Genomic DNA, 21,429 nt, shown 5'->3' with positions numbered 1-21,429 from the left:
TGGGCGGCAAGTCGCCCAACATCGTCTTCGCCGACGCCGACCTCGACAACGCCGTCCACGGTGTGATGGGGGGCATCTTCGCGGCGACCGGCCAGACCTGTATGGCGGGCTCGCGCGTCCTGGTGGAGGACAGCGTGTACGACGAGTTCGTCGAGAAGCTCTCCGCGGCCGCCGGGAAGCTCACCCTCGGGGACCCGCTCGACCCCACCGTCGACGTGGGACCGCTCGCCTGCCGGAACCAGTTCGACAAGGTCCTCGACTACATCGACATCGGGCAGTCGGAGGGCGCGAAGCTGGCCGAGGGCGGCGTCCGGGACACTTCCACACCGGAGCTGGAGCGAGGCCTGTTCGTACGGCCCACGGTCTTCGCGGAGGTCGACAACGCCTCGCGGCTCGCTCAGGAGGTGATCTTCGGGCCGGTGGCGAGTGTCGTCAGGTTCAACGGTGAGGACGGTGCGACCCGGCTCGCCAACGACGTGGACTTCGGTCTGGCCGCCGCCGTATGGACGAGCGATGTCGGCAGGGCGCACCGCATGGTGAAGCGCTTGCGCGCGGGCACGGTCTGGGTGAACGCCTACCGCGTCGTCCACTACGCGGTTCCCTTCGGTGGGTTCAAGCAGAGCGGCATCGGTCGGGAACTCGGCCCCGATGCCCTCGACGACTACACCGAGACCAAGTCGGTCTGGATCGACGAGGGAAATCCGCAGATGTTCGGCCGTCACTGAGGTTCCGCACAACCGAAAGGCAGTCTGATCACTGTGCTCCAGCAAACGAACATCTACATAGACGGCGCCTGGCGCCGCCCTTCCGGCGATGCTGTGACCGAGGTGGTCAACCCGGCCACCGAGCAGGTCATCGCCACCGTCCCGGCCGGCACGTCCGAAGACGTCGATGCGGCTGTCGCTGCAGCCCGCGCCGCCTTCACCACCTGGTCCCGCACCAGCGCGGCCGAACGCGGGTCCTACTTGGGCAAGTTGCATCAGGGTCTGGCGGTGCGCGCCGAGGAGATCGCCCGGACGGTCACCTCCGAGATGGGAACGCCGCTGCAGATATCCCTGGCCGCGCAGGCTGGACTCCCCATCGCGGTCGCCGAGTCGTACGTACGGCTGCTGGAGTCGTACGAGTTCGAGGAGCGGATCGGCAACTCGCTGGTCGTCAAGGAGCCGATCGGGGTGGTGGCGGCGATCACCCCGTGGAACTACCCCCTGCACCAGGTCATCGCCAAGGTCGCCGCCGCGCTGGCCGCCGGCTGCACGGTGGTGCTCAAGCCGTCCGAGGTGACGCCGCTCAACGCCTACCTTCTGGCGGAGGTCGTCGACGCCATCGGTCTGCCCAAGGGTGTCTTCAATCTGGTACCGGGTACGGGCCAAGGAGTCGGTGAGGCGCTCGTCGCCCATCCGGACGTCGACATGGTCTCCTTCACCGGCTCGACCCGGGCCGGAAAGAGGATCGGGGAGCTTGCAGCAGCCGGTGTCAAGCGCGTCGCCCTGGAACTCGGCGGCAAGTCGGCGAACGTGATCCTGCCCGACGCGGACCTTGAGGCGGCGGTGAACAAGGGCATCGCCAACGTCCTGTTCAACTCTGGTCAGACATGCACCGCGTGGACGAGGATGTTGGTCCACACCGACTCCTACGAGCGCGCGGTGGAGCTGGCCCGCAAGGCTGCCGAGAACGTGGTGGTCGGTGACCCGGCCGACGACCGGACCCAGGTCGGCCCCGTGGCCTCGGCCGCGCAGCGGGACCGGGTGCGGGAGTACATCGCCGGCGGACTGAGCCAGGGTGCCCGGCTGGTGACCGGGGGAGCGGAGCCGCCCGCCGAACTGCCGGTCGGTTACTACGTCCGGCCCACGGTCTTCGCCGATGTCACCGAGGACATGACGATCGCCAAGGAGGAGATCTTCGGTCCGGTGATCGTCCTCATGTCCTACACGGACGAGGAGGATGCCCTGCGCATCGCCAACAACACCGTGTACGGACTGTCCGGAGCGGTCTTCTCCGGCAGCGAGGAGCACGCTGTCGCCTTCGCTCGCCGCATGGACACCGGCATGGTCGATGTCAACGGGGGCGCGCTGAACCCGATCGCGCCCTTCGGCGGGTACAAGCAGTCCGGCAATGGCCGTGAGCTGGGCGTGTACGGCCTGGAGGAGTTCCTGCAGCCGAAGTCGCTGCAGTTCTGAGGCTCCGCCCGATCCCCGAACAACCGCCGTGCGCGCTCGCCCCGAGCGACCGCGCACGGCGGGTCACCACCATCCGGACGTGGTGTCAGACAGTGGTGAACCGGCCCTTCTTCCCCTCCAGCCACTGCTCGAAGGTCTGCAGTGAGGGGTTGATGGCGCGTACGGAATCGATGTTCCGTGCGGTGACGAATTCCGGCACCTCCGCGAAGAACTGGAACATGTTGCCGTTGTCCATCGCGCCGGGGAAGCCGAGTGCCCGGAAGGCGTCGGCGCTGATGGGCCGGTGGAGCACTTCCTCGCCCAGCGGACCGCTGAGGGCTGCCGCGATCTCGGCGCCGGTGAGATGCTCGCCGGCGATGCTGATGGTCCTGCCGGTGAACTCCTCGCCCCGCTTGAGGATGGCGTACGCGGTCCTGCCGATGTCCTCGACGGCGATGCCCGCGATCTTGCTCCCGCCGATCGGGAGGGTGGTGGCAAGCCTGCCGTCGCTCTGTCGTTGCGGCTGTCCCAGGGCGAGCAGGTTCTCCCAGTAGAACGCGGTCCGCAGGAAAGTGGTGGGCACCCCCGCCTCGGTGAAGAAGCGGTCGGCCTCGGCCTTGGCGTCGCAGTGCGGAACCTTGTAGCGGCCCAGCAGCGTCGGCAGCCGGTCGTCGTCGAGCGGGATGAAGTCCCGAGTGTCTTCGATCGTGGACCAGATCACATGGTGCAGGCCGGCGCTCTTGGCAGCCAGAGCCATCCGGCCCGCGTCGGCCTTCTCCTGTTCCGGCGACATGTGTTCCCAGAAATTCGTCATGAGGAACGCGCTGTGAGCGCCGTCGAATGCCTTCACCAGGCTCGCCTCGTCGCGGACATCGGCTTGGACGACCTCGGCGCCGCGTGCGGCGAGAGCCATGGCGTTGTCCGACGAGGGATCGCGCGTCAGAGCGCGGAGGGTGAACGGGCCATCGGGGTCGTCGAGGACGGCTCGCGCGAGGCCGCCGCCCTGGGCGCCTGTCGAGCCGACCACCGCAATGATCTTCTTGCTTGTCAAGGAGTCCTCCTGTGCCGACAATGCCGCCTCCTGCGCCGGGAGGGAGGCGAGCGGTCATGTACATTTGTACATGATGGTGCATGTCAAGATACACACGGGCGGACCGGGCGGCACCGGAACTCCCCGCCCCAACACTCTTGGGAATCAGCGGCGTTGGCGTAGCGGGGCCAATGGGAAGTGGACGGATCAGGTGGCGGCGACGGGACGCGGCGGGCGAGGTGCAAAGGACCCAGGCAGACGCGACAGGATCATCGACGCGGCAATCGAGATGATCGCCGAGCTGGGTGTCGGTGTCGTGACACACCGGAGCGTCGCGGCGGCCGCCGGCGTTCCACTGGGATCAACGACGTACTACTTCAAGGATCTTGACCAGTTGCTGTCGGCCGCGCTCGTCCGCGCCGCGCAGACGCACCTGGCCGATGTTCAGGCCTGGGCTTCGGAGTTGGACGACGGCTGCGATCTGCCCGCCCGGCTCGCGGACTGGGTCATCGAGCGCTCTGCCGGTCCCAAGCGTGATCGTCTGAAAGTCGAGATGGAACTGGTCGTGGCCGCGAGACGGCACCCGAGCCTGCGTCCGCTCTTCACTGCCTGGGTCGAGGAGCTGCACACGGCACTGTCGCGGTTCACCGATCCGCTCACGGCCCGCGCGGTGACCGCCACGGTGGGCGGATTGCTCGTCCAGGCACTGCTGTCGGAACTCCCGCCGGACCGGCGTGCGCTGGAGGCTCTGCTGGGCAGAGTCCTGGAGAAGCCGCCGCCCGGTGTGTTCACCCCGGTGCGGGACCACGCGGCGCGACCGGTCTGAGAGCCTGGCGGGCGGGCTCTGACCGGGCGCCCGGGGCCTGGTGCACACGCTCGCCGCGTTGCCGAAACGCCCTGGTAGCTCCACTACTAGGGCTTTCCGGCGCCTTGCGATCGCACGCACCAGGTCCCTTTCATCCTTCGATCGAAAGTCACCCGACAGGCTCCGAGCCGGTAGCGAGCAGCGACTGCTCGGTGGCGTGGGAACGCGGCCGGCTGAGGTGTGATGAATGGAGCGGGCGGATGCCTGTCGGGTGACGCTTCGCGCGAGCGAGTCCGTGGGCCGGTCACCAGGCAGGCCGACCAGCCCGATCTTGCGGGTGAGGTGGTTGTTGCCTAGGCTGCCGCGAAGACTCACGGGAGGGGACATGACAGGTGGGCCGCCTGTTCTGACTGTCTCTCTGCTCGGTGGATTCGTCCTCAGCCGTGGAGATCGGTCCCTCACCGGGCAGTGGCGCCGTTCCAGTGCCAGAACGGTGCTGAAACTGCTGGCTCTCGCTCCCGGACACCGGATGCGCCGTGAGCAGCTGACCGCCGTGTGCTGGCCGGAGGCCGACGACGTCGCGGCCGGGCGCAGCCTCCGGGTCGCGTTGCACGCGGCCCGGCAGTTTCTGGGAAGTGGCTCCGGCCATCTCGTCGGCGACGGCGACGCGGTGATCCTCTGTCACGTCCGGGTGGATGTGGCCGAGCTGGTGTCCGGCGCGCGGGCCGCACTGCGTGCCGGTGATCGCGGTGCGATGACGGAGGCGGTCTCCCGGCTCGCCGTGGAGTTGCTTCCGGAAGACCGGTATGCCGACTGGCTCGCCCCCCATGTGCGGGAACTCGCCGCACTGAGGCAGGAGTTGCGCGGGGCACTGGCGTCCCCGGCCACGTCGGGCCGCCGACCGAAGGCATGGCTGAGACACGGGGACACTCCGCTGCGCGGCAGACAGCGGGTGCTGGAGACACTGGCCGCGCCACGCTGGACGATGACCGTGATCAGCGGGGAGGCGGGGGTGGGCAAGACCCGGCTGGTGGCGGAAGCCGCGCGCCTGGCCGCCGACGCCGGGGCCACGGTGTTGTGGGGGACCGCGTACGACGCCGAGGGGCCGACACCGTACGGAATGATCGCGGGCGCCATCGATGACTACGCGGCGACGCTGCCGTCCGACGAGCGCATGGCCTTGCTGGTACGCCACCCGGCCCTGGGCCGGCTGCTGTCCACCGCTGGTAACTCCGAGCCGTCCGCCGGGCCGGAGGCGGAACGTGCACTGCTGTTCCGTGCTGTCGCGGCCCTGCTGGCGGAGGCGGACCAGGCGGCCGGGGTTCGGGTCGTACTGGACGATCTGCACGCCGCCGACATGGGCAGCTTCCAGCTGCTGTACCACTTGGCGCGGACGGCGGGGCCAGGGCTGAAGGTGTGGGCGACCCTGCGCGAAGAGGAGGTGCCTGCGGCGGACCCCCGCCGGCGTCCGTTGACCGCGCTGCTGGCCCAGCAGCTCGCGGGCCGGGTGGAGTTGATGCGGCTCTCGGAGTCGGACTGCCGCTTGGTGGTCGCCGACGCGAACGAGGAGATCGACGGCGAGACACTGCGGGTCTGCTGTGAACTGTCCGGCGGGAACCCGCTGTTCGCCAGAGAGCTGGCTGCCGCCCCGGACCAGGCCGCGGGTCTGCTGCACGGTACGGGTGGGGTGCCGGAGCGCATCGGATATCTGGCAGAGCGGCGCTTCCAGTCCCTGAGCCCGCAGGCGCGGGGAGTGGTCGAACTGCTCGCGGTGGCCGGCGAACCGGTACGCACGGCTGAACTCGCTGCCCTCGCCGATGGCTTGGGGATGAGCGAGGTGGCGCTCCTGGACCATATGGACGAAGCAGTACGCAGCCGGATCATCGGCGAGTCCCCGGCACTGCACGGGGGGCCTTCGACGGTGGAGTACGTCTTCCGCCACCCGCTGATCCGGCTCGCCTGCCGCGCTGGGCTGACGTCCGCGAGACGGCGTCGGCTGCACACCGTTCTCGCCGATGTCCTCGTGCGGTACCGGCCCGAGGCGGTTGACGTGGTGGCGTACCACCTCAGCCGCGCCGACGACCCGAGGGCGGTGGAGTTTCTGCGGCGGGCGGCGCGGCGGGCGGCCTCGATGTACGCCAACGACGCCGCCGACGGCTACTACAGCGACTTGGTGGCCAGGCTTGACCAGGCCGGGCTGCCCGCCGCCACGGAACGGTTCGCGTGGGGAGCGGTGTTGCGGCGGCAAGGGCAGTACGACAGGGCAGTGGAGGTGCTCGGCCGGGCGAGGGCCGCGCATCGTGAGGCGGGCGAGACGAACGACGCCGTGCGGACCGCCGCCGCGCTCGCCGAGGTGCTGGGGCGTGCCGGGCGGCCCGCTCAGGGACTGGACGTACTGGCCGGGCACGATGCCGAGTCGGTGGACGCGGATGCCGCGGCGCTGTTCCATCTCGCGCGGAGCGTGCTGCTCTTCGGGACCGGGCGGTACACGCAGACGCTGGAAGCGGCCCGGAGGGCCGAACCGCTGAGCGGCGACGAGCCGTTGCTGCGTGCGCGGTCCCTGGTCAACCAGGCGGCGCCGCTGGTGATGCTGGACCGGCTGGCCGAAGCCCGGATGGCTGCCGAGGCCGCGCTCACCCACGCGGAACGAGCGGGCGACGCGGCGGTCCAGGTCGCGGTGGTGAACATCCTCGGCAATCTGGCGGCCCGCGACGGCCGGCATGAGGATGCCCGCACCTACGGTGAACGAACCCTGGAGCTGGCCGAGTTCACCGGGGATCCGGCCGGCATCGCGTTCGCTCGCAGTGGCCTGGCCCGTGAGCATCTGAACCTGGGCGACATCGACGCCGCGGCGGGATTGGCGGGGCAGGCCGTGGCGCTGGCCCGCCGACTTGGCGAGAGCCCGTGGTGTCTGCCGTACACCCTGGTCAACCACGCGCGCGTGCTCATGCGGCAGGGCCGTGTCGCGGACGCCGAACGCGATCTCTCCGAGGCCCTTCGTCTGGCGGAGGTCACGGGAGACCGCCAAGTACGGGAGAACGCCACCCAACTCCTCGCAGACGTGAGGCCGTTACCGCTCGGGGGGACACCTCGGTAACGCCCGCGTCCTAAGGTGCGCGCAAAGACCGGACACGCTCGTAGTGATCGTGAGGATCCATGCACGACGACACCGCCGCAACGGCGGATGTGGTGGTCGACGCCGGTGGGGAGTCCTGGCCACGGGTCGAGGCCCTGCTGGAACGTTATGCGCTCGATCTCGCGGGTGGAGTCCTGGAGATCCACACCGGGCATCCGGACGTTCCGGATGCCCTGACCCGGTGGTGCGGTGAACACGGCCATGCGGTGCTCACCGCCCAGGTGCACGAGGGCGTGACCGGTCTGCGTATCCGTATCTGCGACCCCCGATGGAGTGCCGATGTTGTTTCTGGTCAAGAGAGAGACCGGTAGCCCACCACAGCCAAGACGTGGCCGTGGTGGCCGCGTCGTCGCGGTGGCAGCGGCTCTGTTCCTGTGCGCGTCGGTCTTCACGGCTCCTGAAGCAGCCGCGCTGGACTCCGGGGACGACCCGGCGGACATCACCGCGGCTGTGGAAAGGACCCTCGACGACAAGGGTGCGGCGGATGTCTGGCTTGTCTTCGACGACAAGGCCGATCTGTCGAAGGCCGCGGCGGTCGGCGACTGGAACAAGCGCGGCCAGGCCGTCGTCGACGCGCTCAAGGCGACCGCGAAGTCGAGCCAGGCCGAGGCGCGGGCAGGCCTGGAGGCAGCCGGCGCCGACTTCACTTCGTACTGGATATCGAACCAGATCCATGTGCCAGGCGCTGACGAAGACCTGGTCACCAAGCTCGCGGCCTTGCCGAACGTGCAGGAGATCACCGGGCCGCAGGACCTGAGTCTGGAAGAGCCCAAGCAGACCGATGCCGTACCCGAGGTCAACTCCGTCGAGTGGGGCCTCGCCGCCATCAACGCCGACGACGTGTGGAGGGAGTACGCGGACACTGGCGAGGGCATCACGGTCGCCAGCATCGACAGCGGTGTTCAATACGATCACCCCGCGCTGACCCGCCAGTACCGGGGGCGCCAGGCCGACGGAACGTACAACCACAACTACAACTGGTACGACCCCGCTCACGTCTGCGGGAACCCGTCCACGGCCCCCTGCGACAACGCCGGACACGGCACCCACACGGTGGGCACGATGGTCGGCGACGACGGGGCGGGCAATCAGATCGGGGTCGCACCCGGTGCCAAGTGGATCGCCGCCAAGGGCTGCGAGAGTGCCAACTGCTCCGAGGAGTCCCTGCTCACCTCCGGGCAGTGGATGCTGGCTCCCACGGACCTCGGCGGTGCCGACCCGCGTCCCGATCTGCGTCCGAACATCATCAACAACTCGTGGGGCGAGCCCAATGGCGGTGTGGAGAACCCCTGGTACGACGATGTCGTCGCGGCCTGGACTGCCTCCGGGATCTTCGGGACCTTCTCCAACGGCAACGACGGGCGCAAGGGCTGCGACACCGCGGGCTCACCCGCGGACGGCAAGAACGCCTACGGCGTCGGCGCCTTCACCTCCAGTGGCTCCATCGCCGACTTCTCCAGCCGTGGACCCGGCGCGGACGGGGAGTTCAAGCCGAACATCTCCGCGCCCGGCGCGGGAGTCCGCTCGTCGCTGCCGGGCGGCACATACGGCGCGGCGGACGGTACCTCGATGGCCGCACCCCATGTCTCCGGCGCCGTAGCGCTGCTCTGGTCGGCTTCCCCCGGTCTGATCGGCCACATCAAGGAGACCACGGAACTCCTGGACGGCACCGCTCACGACGTGGACGACACCACATGCGGTGGCTCCGCGGCCGACAACAACGTCTGGGGCGAGGGCAAGCTGGACGTCCTCGCGGCCGTCCAGGCCGCCCCCGGCGCCGAGGCCGGCGTCCTGACCGGCACGGTGACCGATGCCACCACCGGCAAGCCGGTCGCCGGCGCGCGCATCACACTGACCGGCACGTCCTCACGCACAATCACCACCGAGGCCGACGGCACCTACCGACTGACCGTGGTGCCGGGCGACTACACCGCAGTCGTGTCCGTGTACGGATACGACTCCTCGTCCGTCGAGGTCACCGCTGCCGACGACGCGACCGTGACCACGGACTTCCCGCTCACCCCCAAGCCGGCCTGGAAGGTCACCGGCACGGTGAGGACCGCCGCCGGTGACGCGTTGGAAGGTGCCACGCTGTCGGTGCCGGGCACGCCCCTCCAACCGGTCCACACCGACGAGAGCGGCCGGTACACGCTGCCGTCCGTCGCGGCGGGGACATACACCCTGTCCGTCGCTTCGCCGCTCGGCTGCGTCGCCGACGCCGAATCCCCGCTCACCGTCGACGGCGAGGAGACCGCCGACGTCACCCTCGACCCGAAGACGGACTCCTTCGGCTACACGTGTGCCACCGAGAAGTCCGCATATGTCGAGGGCGACACCCCGTTCGCTCTCAGCGGCGACGAGGCCGGCGCCGATCTGCCGCTGCCCTTCGACTTCCCGCTCTACACGGGTGTGTACCGCGGCGCGTTCCTCTCCACCGACGGCTACCTGAGCTTCACCAGCAAGGTCGTCAACCCCTTCAACAACCGGATTCCGGACGGGAAGACACCCAACGCGGTGATCTACCCCTTCTGGGACGACCTGCGCATCGACCCCGCCTTCTCGAAGGTCTACACGAAGACCCTCGGTGAGGCCCCGAACCGCCGCTTCGTCATCGAGCAGCGGGACGTGACGATGTTCGGTGCGTCGGCGGTGAGGATCGACTTCGAGGTGGTGCTGCACGAGACGACCGGCGAGATCGTCTTCGCGTACCGCAACCTGAATCCGGACGAGCCGCGCGAGACCGGACTGTCGGCGACTGTCGGGATCGAGGACGGGACGGGCGGCGAGGGGCTGCAGTACGCGTACGAGGGTTCCACAGCGCTCTCGGACGCCACCGCGATCCGTATCACCCCGAACCACTCCGGCTTCGTGGGCGGAGTGGTGAAGGACGCCAACGACGGTGGACCGGTGGCGCGTGCCACGGTCACCGTTTCCGCCGGTGGCCGACGGCTCGACACCACGACCACCGACGACGAGGGCCGGTACGCCTTCCGTCTCAAGTCCGGCAGCGGATACGACCTCGCGGTCGACGCCCAGGGCTACGGCACCCAGTTGGCCACCGCCGCGGTGAGCGACAACAAGTGGACCATCACAGGCTTCTCGCTACCCGCAGGAGCGTTGAAGGTCACCCTGAAGGGCGACCTCGACCCATGGGTGGTGGCCAAGGGGGCCACGGCGAAGGTGCCCGTCACCATCTCCAACACCGGTGGCAAGGCGCTGAACTTCGACACCGCCGAGATCGGCGGCAAGCTGCGCACCGGCTCCCTGCGCGATCCCGGTGAGGTCATTTCCAAGATAGCGACGCCGGATCTGCAGAAGCCGATGGGTGTCACGGTCGGCGGCACCGGGAACATCTGGGTCGCGGACACGACGACCAGGCGCTATGTCGAGTACGACCGCGAGACCCACGCTCCCACCGGCCGCAAGGTCCTCTCCTGGTACACCGACGGAGACTTCGGCATCACGTACGACACCAAGCGTGACCTCGTGTGTCAGCCGACGCGCAACTCCACCGCGTCCGTCATCAACTGCGTCGACCCCGACACGGAGAAGATCACCCAGACGATCGACGTCTCCGGAGTGGGCGGCGGGTACATGCCGGGCGTCGCGTACCGCGCCGACGACGACACCTTCTACCTCGGCAGCAGCGACACCGGGAAGGTCTACCGGGTGGCGGGCGCCTCACACGCGGCCCCGGGCAAGGTGCTGAGCAGCTGCCAGTGGAACAGGGCGATCAACGGGGTGGCCTATCACGCGGGCACCGGAAACCTGTATCTGACCAGCCTGGCTGGTTCGAACGCCATCCATGAGTTCGATCCGGTCGCTTGCAAGGAAGTGGGAACGCTGCCCGATCCCGATCCCAACCCGCTGTCTCTGTCGGGCATCGCGGTGGATCCGTCGGGTGACCTGTGGGTGGCCTCCCACCGGGCCAGGACGGCCTACCGGATCAGCACGGGACGGCAGTCCGCGGTCGACGTCCCCTGGCTGTCGGTCACGGCCGACGACACCACGCTGGAGCCGGGGGAGTCGACCACGGTGACGGTCGACACGGACACCGCCCAGCTCGAAAGCGGTACCCACAAGGGCTACTTGGAGTTCTTCACGGACGCGGCACGTCCCGCACCCACCTATGTGCCCATCAAGCTCGTCGTGCCGAAGTACGTGCTGACCGTGGATGCGGGCTCGGACAACGATCCGAAGTACACCGCGGGTTCTCATGGCTGGGTCGGCAAGTCCGATACGTACAGGGTGGGGAGGAACACCGACATCAAGGGCACGGACGAGGACGCCATCTACCGCACTCAGCGGGAGGGCATGACGGGCTACCGCTTCGACGCCCTGCCCGCCGGCACATACGAGGTGACGCTCGACTTCGCCGAACTACGCAAGCAGGCTCGGCCCGGCTGGCGGATGTTCAACGTCTTCGCCAACGACACCCCCGTGCTCGCCTCCTACGACATCACCAAGACCGCGGGGAAGCTCACCGCCGACCGACGCACGATCCTGGTGAAGGTCGGTGAGGCGGGCAGCATCGGGATCCGCTTCGACAAACTGCGCACGTACCAACTTCCCGTCGTCAACGCGGTAAAGGTGGTGCAGCGGCCTGATCTGACGTGACCGGCATCCGGGCGCACGGCGTGGTGCCGTGCGCCCGGAGCTCTCAGAGACCGAGCGGCAGCTCAGGCTCGGTCGGGGAACGCGTCCTGGGTCGGAGAGGCTCCCTTCGGAGGGCCAAGGTAGAAGGTGTTCTGCTCGCGGCCGTCAGGGTGCCCGGGGCTGAGCGGCGCGTTGCAAAGGATCACAATCGAGTGGCCAACAGCCCCACTGTCGGCTTCGTGCCCAAGCTCACGGGCTCTCCGGGTACTTGATGTGGAGAAGGAGCCGATCGAGGAATCCCCAGTCGCGCGGCCGGGTGGGCTCTCCGGTCCTGGCCACTGCGGAGCTGCTGACACTGACCGCGGTCCCGTCGGGCAGGATGGTGAAGGCATCGCGTTGAATACCGGAGGCGGAGCCGGGCCTCTTGGGGTCTCCGTGCGCGGAGCGTTCGGCGTGTACGACCACGAGACCGCCGGCGGTCCTGGTCAGCGAGCAGCGCAGGGTGCCGGCGGAATCGGGCAGCTTCTGGGCAGGCGCGGTGGGCGTCAGTCCCTCCATGCCCAGGTTGTTCCCGTCAGAGGGCCATCGGCCACACCGGTCGTAGTCGGAACCCAGGACGGAGGTACCGCCGCGGGTGGCCCGGGCGATGACGAAACGTCCGTGGTCCACGGCCCCTTTGGAGTCGTAGGAGGCGTGTCCGTCGACGACGGTCGCGCCGTATGAGCCGACACGCCCCGCCTTTCCCTCCTGGTAGATGCCGAACTCGGGAGGAACCTCGGATCCGTGCACGAGTGCGCGCAGTGCATCGGCGAACTGGCGTCCGCCCCACGTTGCTTCGGTCTCGCCCGCGTCAGGGTCCACCCAGGAGCGGCCGGACGCCGGGGCGGGCCACGTCACTGCGGTGCCGTCGGGGTAGATCACCCGGCTCTTGCCGGGCGGGGTGACGGGTAGCTGCCCCGCGCTGGGTTTCGAGTCCTCGGACTGCGAGGAGGTTGCACTCGGTGGTGGGCCGTCCAGTTCCTTGGGCGGCAGGACACGCGGGCCCGCCGATGCCGTGTCGGTGGGGTCGGTCGAGTCCGGGGCGGCGACAACGCCACGGGTTGCGTCGCTGCCGGAGTCCATCGCGATGGCACCGGTCACACCGAGGACGGCGAGCGCGATGCAGATCAGCAAAGCACGTCGCCCAGGTCGGCGGCGGGTCATCTCCCCATGGGTTTCCCTCGGTTCGGCGCCCGGTTCCTGCCGTATGACGGTGAGCGCCGTGTCACGCTGTTCCATGATGCGTCCTTCGGGCTTTGCGGCTCGGTGCCGGGTGGCCGTTCCGGCGCCGAGCGGTCTCCCGCCCGGCGCCGGAACGGCAGGGGAGCTACCGCCAGATGTAGTAGGACGCGAAGTCCCACTGCCTGACGTTGGTGGTCCACCGCTCCACGACTCCGGTCGGGTCCCAGTCGGCCGAGTAGCCGACGGCACGCCCACCGCGATTGCTGTAGATGGTGCACTGGGTGCCGTTGCTTCCCGGCGACTTGTAGGCGCCGCGGATGAGGCCGGACTGTGGCTCCATCTTCGAAGCCATGTAGGGCTGCGCGTACTGGCCGGGGTAGAGACGGACCTGCCAGGTGAACGACTCGGAGTAGCTGGTAGTACGCGAGTAGCCGGGGCTCACCTCCGCAGCGAACTCCCTGGCCGCCCCCTTGAGTGATCCGCCGATGTTGAGTCCGACGCTCCACTGGGTGGAGACAGTCTTCGACTGGCCCCACGCGTAGTTGCAGTCGATGGCGGCGGGGTTGCAGCGGTAGGCCGTGCCCTTCCACAGTTCCCGGTCGTACTGCTTGCCCCTCCAATCGATTCCCCCGTTGTAGGACTCGCCGTTGTGCCCAGGCGACCGCAGGGAGCCGTTCCAGTGGGTCCAGTGCTGATTCTCGACGTTGTAGTCCTTTGACCCGCTGAATGCCACGCAGCTGGCTGCGTTCGCGGTCCCCTGGAGGGCCAGGGTGGGCAGTACCGCGAAGCCGAGGGCAGCCAGGGCTCTGGCGCCCCAGCGTCCTCGGGTGGTGTTGATGATGGACACGAGATCTCCGTCCGCTCCGGTGAATAGGCTGGTCAGGCCTGGAGTCGCGTCATGTGTGAAGACGGTGGCGCTCCGCCGCCCGGCCAGTGGTGTCCGGCCGGTGCTGATCAGGATTGTTGGCGTCGCAGCCTTGTCACCGGAAGCTGGAAAGCCATCGACTTCCCCTTCGGATGTGTGCCGTTCACTCGTACCGGAACCCGCACACCGGCCATTCTGCCGAGCGCGCACGGGCGATGGTCCGGTCCGCCGGGACCTTGTGCGCAGTGGCACCCGATGGTTTTCCCTCACTCGGCGAGGCAATCTCATGAAGAGGCGCGGACATGACTGGCGATAACACTTTCCGAACGTGAAATTAGCGATATCTAAAAGGTGCCGAGCCGGACATAAGATCCACAGACATACACACACGCGTACATGCACCAGGCACAGAGCCAGACAGGACAGCGACGACGTGAGGAACTTCGTTGGCCGAACAGAGGAGTTGGCCCTCTTCGAACGGAAACTGTCCACGCTCTGCCAGGGGTACGGCAGTCTGCTGCTGATCACGGGCGTCCGGGGAATCGGCAAGAGCGCGCTGGCGCGCCAGGTGGGTGCACGCGCCGAACTGGTCGTGGATTGCGTTCGAGGGGCGGCCGACTCCTCCGAACCGGTGGCGCCGTTGTGGCCGTGGCGGCAGGCGCTGCGTCGACTGGCGGACGTACGCGGTCTCGATGCCGCAAGCCTCATGGGGCCCTTCTGCCCCGAGGCGGAGGGTGACGCCGCTGCCCGGGTCCCGCGTACGGCGGCGGCGGTGCGTACACACACGCACGGCGCCCCGCTGGCGGTGGTCCTGGAGGACCTTGACGCGTCGGACCCGTACACCCTGGCCGTAATCGAGGAACTCCTGCCGGAGTTGCACGAACTCCCCCTACTGCTGGTCGTCACCGCGACAGCGCGCCCCGGTGACGGTACGGAAGCATGGCTGCGGCTGTTGTCATGGAGTCGGCTGTTCGGCGTCACCCACCTCCATCTGAAGCCGCTCCCGGAGGAGTTGACGCTGTCACTCGTACGACACGAGCTGCCGCACACCGCTCCTGAAGAGCGGGCCCGCATCGCCGCCGCCAGCGGGGGCAACCCGGGTATCGCACATGTCCTGTGCCGGTGGAAGGAGCATGAGCGCCACCTCTCAGGCGGTGGTGCCAGTACGCCGAATCCGTACGCCGAGGCCCCGGAGGGGGCACCGCTCCGCAGCGCCATAGAGACGGCCGACCCACACGGATGTATCGCTGCTGTCGCGATACTTGGTGAGCCTTTGTGCGCCCGCGTGGTCGCCTTCACCCTACGAATTCCGCGCCGCGAGACCGCCCACATGCTGGAGGCCGCGACTGCTGCCGGGTTGCTGACCCGCAGCGGGACCGTCACCCCTCGCTACGACGTTTCCCATCCGCTGGTCGCGCAGGCCGCGCTCATCCTGGCGGGCCCGGAACGGACGGCATGGCTCCACCAGCGTGCGGCAGCGGCCCTGATCGCGATGCAGGACCCGGAGGGGCCGTCACCGACCGCCGCCGCGGTAGCCAGGCACCTGGTCGCAGCGGGCCGACTGGGAACTGACACAGCCCGCCAGTGTCTGCGGGCCGCCCGCTGGGAAGCCTCCCAGGGCCGTCTCACGGAGGCCGTCGCGCTGGCGTCGCGGGGCTTGGAATCGGGCCCTGATCCGGCCACACGGTGCGAACTGCTGATCGTGTCCGGACGCTGCGAGGCTAGGTCCGGGCTGCCGGCCCGGGGGCTTGTCATCCTCAGGGCAGCAGTGTCGGCCGCCTCACGCGCGGGAGATGGCGCGCTGTTCGCCGAGGCCGTCGTGGAACTGCTGGACGTTGCAGAGACCAGCGAGCCGGTGGACTCCGCCACGCGCCGTCTGGTGGCGCGAGGGCTGGAGAGATGTCCACCTGGGGCGACCGCCATGCGAGCGCGTCTGGAGGCGCACCAGGCCCGAACGATGCCCCCGGATGACAGCGGGGCGCAGCGCGCGGTTGCCGACCGTGCACTTCGCCTCGCCCTGCACAGCGGAGACCCAGAAGCCCTCGGCGCCGCGCTCACCGTCCGCATCGTGCACGCGACACCTCACGAGGTGGAGGAGTACGCGGACCTCACAGCAGAACTTCCTGGCCCGTCGGCGCTCGGCGCGCTGGCCTACGCGGCGATCGCAACCGGACACCGGGACGCTCTGGACACGGCCCGAAGGGAGTTCACCGCGCTGGAGGCCGCGACGCCGGACGCATCGGCCCGAGCCCACTTGGCGCTGCTCAGGGCGAGCTGCGCTCTACTGGACGGGGATGAGCCGGAAGTGCTGGCCGCGTTGCGGTCACTCGCGTCCGAGGCGCCTCCGCTCGCCTCGATCTACACCCCCGCGGTGGTTTGCGTGTGGCAGGCGCATACCGGCAGAACGCTGCTGCTCCCGCCGCCGGCGGAAGCGACACCACAGACGCCATGCCATTTCTCGCTGCTGGGTGAGGCGGTGCAGTGTCTGATCTCGGCCGAGCACGGCGGCCAGGACGAACTCCGGCGCCTGGCCGGGCTTGCCTCCCGGATGCCGGACCCGGGCAGCCTCCCCCTCGACCGCACTTGGTCGGCCTGGATGGCCATCCAGGCCAGGACCGGCGCACTGACCGGCGACGTGTCGCTGTGCCGGGCGGCAGTCGAGCACTTGGGCCCGTTCACCGGACAGTTCGTCGTCGTCGGCCAATCTCTGCCTCTGGGGCCGGTCGGCTGGTTCCTCGCCGAGCCACTGTGGCTCCTGGGTCGCAGTGAGGAGGCCATCGAAGCCAACGCGCGAGCCGAGTACCTCAGCCGGGCGCTGCGCAGCAGGGCCTGGACAGCGCACTGTCTCGTCCAGCGCGGTCGTCTGTTGCGCGGAAGTGACCCGGCCGCCGCAGCGAAGGCGCTGACGGAGGCAGTGGGCATCGCCCGGGACGAGTCGCTCAAACTCATCTCCGAGTCGGGCGGGCACATCCTGGGGCAGCTGGAGGCCGCGTCAGGGGCGACGGTGCCGCTTTCCGAAGCTCGCACCACGGGCGGAACACCCAATGCGTCGGCTTCATCGGCAGCCGATACAGACCTGGACCTGCCAGGACCCGGTCACCTACCGAGCCAGGCAGGCCGTCTCACTGCGGTTCTCGCTCCACGGGACATCAAGATCCTTTCGTTCGCCCGGTCCGGACTCACCAATGCCGAAATAGCCAAAGCCATGCACCTGAGCGTGCCCACCATTGAACGACGCTTGTCGAACATGTATCGCCAGCTCGGCGTACGCAACCGAGCACAGGCCGTGGGCATGATCGGCGACGGCCGGGCCGTTCCCTGAACCGTATCCGGATCCAATAGGGACGCGCCTCGGCCGGTGTAGTCCGGGGACGGCACCCCCTGAACGCGACCTGATCCCGCGTGCCGGGGCGGAGGACAGTGGCAGCCTGCCCCCGTCGGCTCGCCCCGCCCAGCACGCCCCTTCCGATGGCGGCGGGACTGCAGCACTCGGCTTCCGCTTCTGGCCCGAGCCCGCTGCGTAGTGCGCTACCTGGGCATTGATGTCGGCCGTGATTCGCTGTCCCGTCAAGCACCGGATGAGGTCCGTACGTCCGGGACCGCGTCTAAGGAGGCGACCCCACTCCGGGGATGTCGCCGGGGCCGTCATCGGCCGGAGAGCGGGGCGCGTTGCCGCAGCTTCCCGAAGAGTTGTTATTTCGCGTTGGCCGCCCCCGTCTTACATGCCGGAGGGACAACTCCTCTGTCGAAGCGAATCGGAATGACGGGAGGGCGCGAACTGTGCGCCATGCACACATCGGGCGGCGACATGCGGCGTCGAAACGGATACGCAAGCTCATCATGCTGGCCGGGGCGCTGGTCGGCTTGGTCGGGGGTGCCGTGGGTGGCGTGGCCGCCTGGGCGAGCCTCGGCTCGCAGACCGGGACGACTAGCACGGCCGTGACGGCGTCGGCATCGACCGTGGGCGCCCTGAAGCTGGCTTTCGTGCACCCGGGTATCGCCTTCAACAGCGCCGATCTCAAGCGGCTGAAGGCGAACCGGAACACCGCGCCGTGGAAGGCCGCGTACGAGTCCCTGCGGACGGACTCCCACTCCTCGCTCACTTACCCTGAGGAAGGCCCGTTCGCCCAGGTGGGACGGACCCCCGACGTCAACCTTTACAAGTACAAGAACGATATGACGGCCGTGTACCAGCTGGCTCTCATGTACTCCCTGACCGGGAAGGCCGCGTACGGCGCCAAGGCCACCGGCATCATGACCGACTGGTGCCGTACGCAGACCGCGTGGACGGGCGCGGAACCTTATCTCACCGCCGCCGATTATGTGATCCGCACGGTGGCCGGGGCCGACATCCTGCGCGGTACCTACCCCGGTTGGACCGACGCCGACACCGCCCTGTGCAAGAAGCACTTCGCTACCGTGTACTGGCCGCTGTGGAGCCTCAGCACCGGTGACCTGGGCGCCGGCACTCATGTGCGGTCCGCCAACCAGGGGGCCGACCAGCTCCAGGGCGCCATGGCGATCGCCGTGTTCAACGACGACCGGGCGAAGTTCAACGCGGTGGTGAACGCCTACCTGACAGACCCGGCTGGCGGCATCCGCAACTCCCTGCCCAACGGCCAGATCGGCGACACCGGCCGGGACCAGGGCCACGCCTTCGGGGAGTTGCTGCACCTGGCGTTCGTCGCCGAGGTCGCCTGGAAGCAGGGCGTCGACCTCTACGCGGCTGAGAACAACCGGCTGCTTGCCGCCAGCGAGTACTTCTCGAAGTACAACCTGGGCGGCAGCCCCGCCTTCATCCGCTCCGGCACTGGCTACGGCCTCTACTCGTCCATCGGCGGCGCCCGGTGGACCCCTGGCGCTGAGGGCCTCGAACTCATCCGGACGGCGTACGTCGTACGCAAGGGCCTGAAGGCGCCCTACACCACCAAACTCCTTGGCCAGCTGAACCAGACGCCGCAGAGCATGGTCTACCGCAGGGATGCGGACGCCTCCAAGGCGACCAAGCCGACAGGTGTCTGGTCAGCCCCGAAGACCACGGCCGCCACCGCCACCAGCCTGAAGAGCGCGGACATCGGAAGGGTCGGATCCACCGGAAGTGCTTCCTACTCCGGCGGCACCTGGACGCTGAAGAGCTCCGACCAGGGCCAGGACAAGGGCTACCACTACGCTTACAAGACCCTCACCGGCGACGGGACGATCGTCGCCCGCGTGACGGGCACAGGTACCGCGAAGGGCGGATCCACCGGCCTGATGCTACGCCGGAGCCTCGACGCGAGCGCCGCCACTCCGTACACCTACCTGCGGCTCACCGGCAGCGGCTACGCGCAGGCATTCTGGCGCCCCGGCGGCGGGGTCCTCAGCGGGAACTACATCAACTACCAGGACGTCCACGCGCCGTACTGGCTCAAGCTGGTCCGCCGCGGCAACTACGTCTACGGCTACACCTCACCGGACGGCACCAATTGGTCCCCTGCCCAGAACGTCATCTTCCCGGGCCTGTCGAAAACGGTGTACATCGGGCTCGCCACCACCTCCGGCGACACCTCCGTGCCGAACACCTCGACCTTCGACCATGTCGCCACCGGCAGCGCCTCCTCCTCCCTGGCAGCGGCACCATCGGCCCCCAAAGCGACCGCCTCCGGCGGCAAGGTCACCCTGAGCTGGCGCGCGGTCGACGAGGGCGTCTACTACAAGGTGCTGCGCGCCACCCGCAGTGGCGGCCCCTACAAGCTCGCCGCCGCCCGCGTGAGCGGCAACACATACAAGGACACCAAGGTCACGAATGGGACGAAGTACTACTACGTCATCCGCACCGCAAGCTTCGGCGGCCTGAGCAACAGCTCCCGCGCGACAGCGGCAACCCCCTGATCACGTCCGGGCAACGCTGAGCACCCGCCCGAGGGTTCCCTCTCTCCAAGGGAGCCCTCGAGGAGGGCGAGTCCCCTTCCACTACGCGCGCTCTGAGCTTGGGAGGCTGAGGTCTTCACTGTTCTGGCATGCTCAGCCTCGTCGTTGACCAGTTGAAGGTGGTCGGCGGTACCGGCACAATCGCTATGGGGCAGCGAAAACACGGCGAGACGTAACGCGACGAGCATGGCGCCATTGTCGCTTCAAGATCCTCGACTGTCGGCTTCCCGGGCCTGACGACCGCTGGTGCGCAAACCCCGACGCCTCGCTGCTTCAATGAACAGCCCGTCATTGTCCCGTTCATAGAGCCGGTGGAGTCAGGGGAAGATTGAGTTGTTGCTGCGCAACGACCACGACCAATTCGATTCTGCCCGTGCAGAGCTCGCCACCCGCGTAGACAGTGAGGGTCGCGCCTTCCGCCTTGGCCTTAGCATACAAGGCGCCGAGCTGGTCGTTCTCGGACGTAGATCGTGAGCTCTTTGGCGAGGCGTCGGCTGGAAGAGTAGTGGCCGTGGTGGTGACGCCCGCAGTCAAGGCGAAGGCGAGAGCCGTCGCCAGAGTTCGGCAGCGGGGCATCAAAGTGGCAGGCACGGGATTTCTCCCAGGCGAAGCGAACGAGGTTGGGAGACAGGATCTCCTGATCGCGAGTCTCGTCTGCCTGCTGGCCCGACCGTGAGGTGAGAGCCGGACGGCATGTGGTCATTCAGGGACTTCAGGACGCTGTTCGCCCACGACGACACCGATCGGCGTATCGGCTGAGTTGGCGTATATGCTCTCGTGGCGCAAACTGTACGTTGCGGTCATGTAGACGGATGGGGCGGTGCTGTTCCCCCCCCCGGCGTCCGCCGGACCAAACAACGTCCCGACCTCGGGGTCTCTTTCGAAACGGCTGAACCATGGCTGAGCACGACGTCGGTGCGCGTAGTCGGCGCCGGGTAGACGCGGACCGCAACCACCAGCGGATTCTCTCTGCTGCCTGCGATGCCCTCGTCGCGCATGGCACAGACGTTGCGTTGGACGACATTGCGCGACGGGCCGGCGTCGGCAACGCCACGGTCTACCGTCACTTTCCGGACCGCCGAGCGCTCCTCCATGAAGCCGCGTCGTCGGTCCTCCTTGTCCTGAAGGCCGAGGCGGAAGCCGCTGTCGCGAATGATTCCGATGCCTTCGGCGCATTGCGGTGCTACATCCACGGTGCGGCTGAACACCGCGTCGGTGCGCTCTACCCTGCGCTCTCCGACCTTGCGGCCGACGGCGATTCGGAGCTGGGCCTGGCACTCTGCCAATTGGTCGACGAGATTGGAGGAATGGTCGCCAGAGCACGCGAAGCGGGCCAACTGCGTGCAGACGTGGGCCTCGCCGACCTCGCGACCGCGGTCAGGCTGCTGACCAGGCCCATCCCTGACGCCGGCGCCGAAGACAGCCATTACGGCGAGGCAGCCATGCACCGTCACCTCGACCTGTTTCTGGACGGCTGTATGCCTAAGAGCGCCCGGCAGTAGGCGTCACTTCAAGCGCTTGGTGGTGGGGCGGCCGTCCCACCACCGGTAGCGCGGGGTCGCGCGGCGGATGAGCATACGCAGTGTGACGATCGCGGCGGACAGGTAGAGGTAGAAATCCGCGACACGGCTGCGCTTCTCGGTGCAGCGCCGCAGCTTGGCGAAGCCGTTCATCCACGCGGTACGTTGGGTCGGCCGCGTGGCGAGGTGC

Annotated in this window: 12 protein-coding genes and 1 pseudogene; 9 read left to right on the top strand and 4 right to left on the bottom strand. The window is 68.4% G+C overall.

What is annotated here, in order from left to right; genetic code table 11:
* Positions 1 to 725: aldehyde dehydrogenase family protein (locus KVT44_RS52210; protein ID WP_217575795.1), on the top strand; the 725-nt coding region annotated here is incomplete at its 5' end.
* A gap of 33 nt (positions 726 to 758) precedes the next feature.
* A complete protein-coding gene (locus tag KVT44_RS52205; protein ID WP_217575793.1) occupies positions 759 to 2,177 on the top strand; it encodes an aldehyde dehydrogenase family protein in 1,419 nt (472 codons plus the stop codon).
* An 85-nt stretch (positions 2,178 to 2,262) separates the two neighbouring features.
* On the opposite strand, the gene KVT44_RS52200 is transcribed toward KVT44_RS52205, so the two are convergent.
* Positions 2,263 to 3,207, bottom strand: coding sequence for an NmrA/HSCARG family protein (locus KVT44_RS52200; RefSeq protein ID WP_217575791.1), 945 nt, complete (start codon positions 3,205 to 3,207; stop codon positions 2,263 to 2,265).
* Here KVT44_RS52200 and KVT44_RS52195 point away from each other — a divergent pair.
* From KVT44_RS52195 to KVT44_RS52180, 4 genes are all read left to right on the top strand, one after another.
* On the top strand, positions 3,188 to 4,012 hold the full coding sequence (locus tag KVT44_RS52195) for a TetR family transcriptional regulator (protein WP_308314382.1): 825 nt from the start codon (positions 3,188 to 3,190) through the stop codon (positions 4,010 to 4,012). The two genes, KVT44_RS52200 and KVT44_RS52195, sit on opposite strands and share 20 nt — an antisense overlap.
* Positions 4,013 to 4,484: 472 nt before the next feature.
* Positions 4,485 to 7,088, top strand: coding sequence for a tetratricopeptide repeat protein (locus KVT44_RS52190; RefSeq protein ID WP_217575789.1), 2,604 nt, complete (start codon positions 4,485 to 4,487; stop codon positions 7,086 to 7,088).
* Between the two features lie 59 nt (positions 7,089 to 7,147).
* Positions 7,148 to 7,438, top strand: coding sequence for a hypothetical protein (locus tag KVT44_RS52185; protein WP_217575787.1), 291 nt, complete (start codon positions 7,148 to 7,150; stop codon positions 7,436 to 7,438).
* A gap of 43 nt (positions 7,439 to 7,481) precedes the next feature.
* The gene (locus KVT44_RS52180; protein ID WP_217575785.1) at positions 7,482 to 11,744 is read left to right on the top strand and encodes a S8 family serine peptidase; all 4,263 of its coding nucleotides are present in this window, start codon (positions 7,482 to 7,484) and stop codon (positions 11,742 to 11,744) included.
* A 228-nt stretch (positions 11,745 to 11,972) separates the two neighbouring features.
* On the opposite strand, the gene KVT44_RS52175 is transcribed toward KVT44_RS52180, so the two are convergent.
* A complete protein-coding gene (locus KVT44_RS52175; RefSeq protein ID WP_217575783.1) occupies positions 11,973 to 13,001 on the bottom strand; it encodes a hypothetical protein in 1,029 nt (342 codons plus the stop codon).
* An 88-nt stretch (positions 13,002 to 13,089) separates the two neighbouring features.
* Entirely contained in the window at positions 13,090 to 13,791 is a 702-nt protein-coding gene (locus KVT44_RS52170) for a hypothetical protein (protein ID WP_217575781.1), read from the bottom strand.
* 451 nt (positions 13,792 to 14,242) lie between these two features.
* Here KVT44_RS52170 and KVT44_RS60895 point away from each other — a divergent pair, with 451 nt between their 5' ends.
* From KVT44_RS60895 to KVT44_RS52155, 3 genes are all read left to right on the top strand, one after another.
* The gene (locus tag KVT44_RS60895) at positions 14,243 to 17,131 is read left to right on the top strand and encodes a LuxR family transcriptional regulator (protein ID WP_217575779.1); all 2,889 of its coding nucleotides are present in this window, start codon (positions 14,243 to 14,245) and stop codon (positions 17,129 to 17,131) included.
* 518 nt (positions 17,132 to 17,649) lie between these two features.
* Positions 17,650 to 19,680: an alginate lyase family protein gene (locus KVT44_RS52160; protein WP_217575777.1), complete on the top strand. Its 2,031-nt coding sequence runs from the start codon at positions 17,650 to 17,652 to the stop codon at positions 19,678 to 19,680.
* A gap of 935 nt (positions 19,681 to 20,615) precedes the next feature.
* Positions 20,616 to 21,221, top strand: a complete 606-nt coding sequence (locus tag KVT44_RS52155) for a TetR/AcrR family transcriptional regulator (protein WP_217575775.1) — start codon at positions 20,616 to 20,618, stop codon at positions 21,219 to 21,221.
* A 3-nt stretch (positions 21,222 to 21,224) separates the two neighbouring features.
* Here the strand turns inward: KVT44_RS52155 and KVT44_RS52150 are convergent.
* Positions 21,225 to 21,398 (bottom strand): annotated as a pseudogene (locus KVT44_RS52150) (IS5/IS1182 family transposase); the annotation flags it as partial.
* Positions 21,399 to 21,429: the final 31 nt, after the last annotated feature.

Origin of the sequence: Streptomyces sp. GbtcB7 (assembly GCF_019091445.1) — a bacterium.
Taxonomy (GTDB): Bacteria; Actinomycetota; Actinomycetes; order Streptomycetales; family Streptomycetaceae; genus Streptomyces; species Streptomyces mirabilis.
Note: the sequence above shows the minus strand (reverse complement) of the source record. Positions and strands in the feature narration are given on the sequence as shown.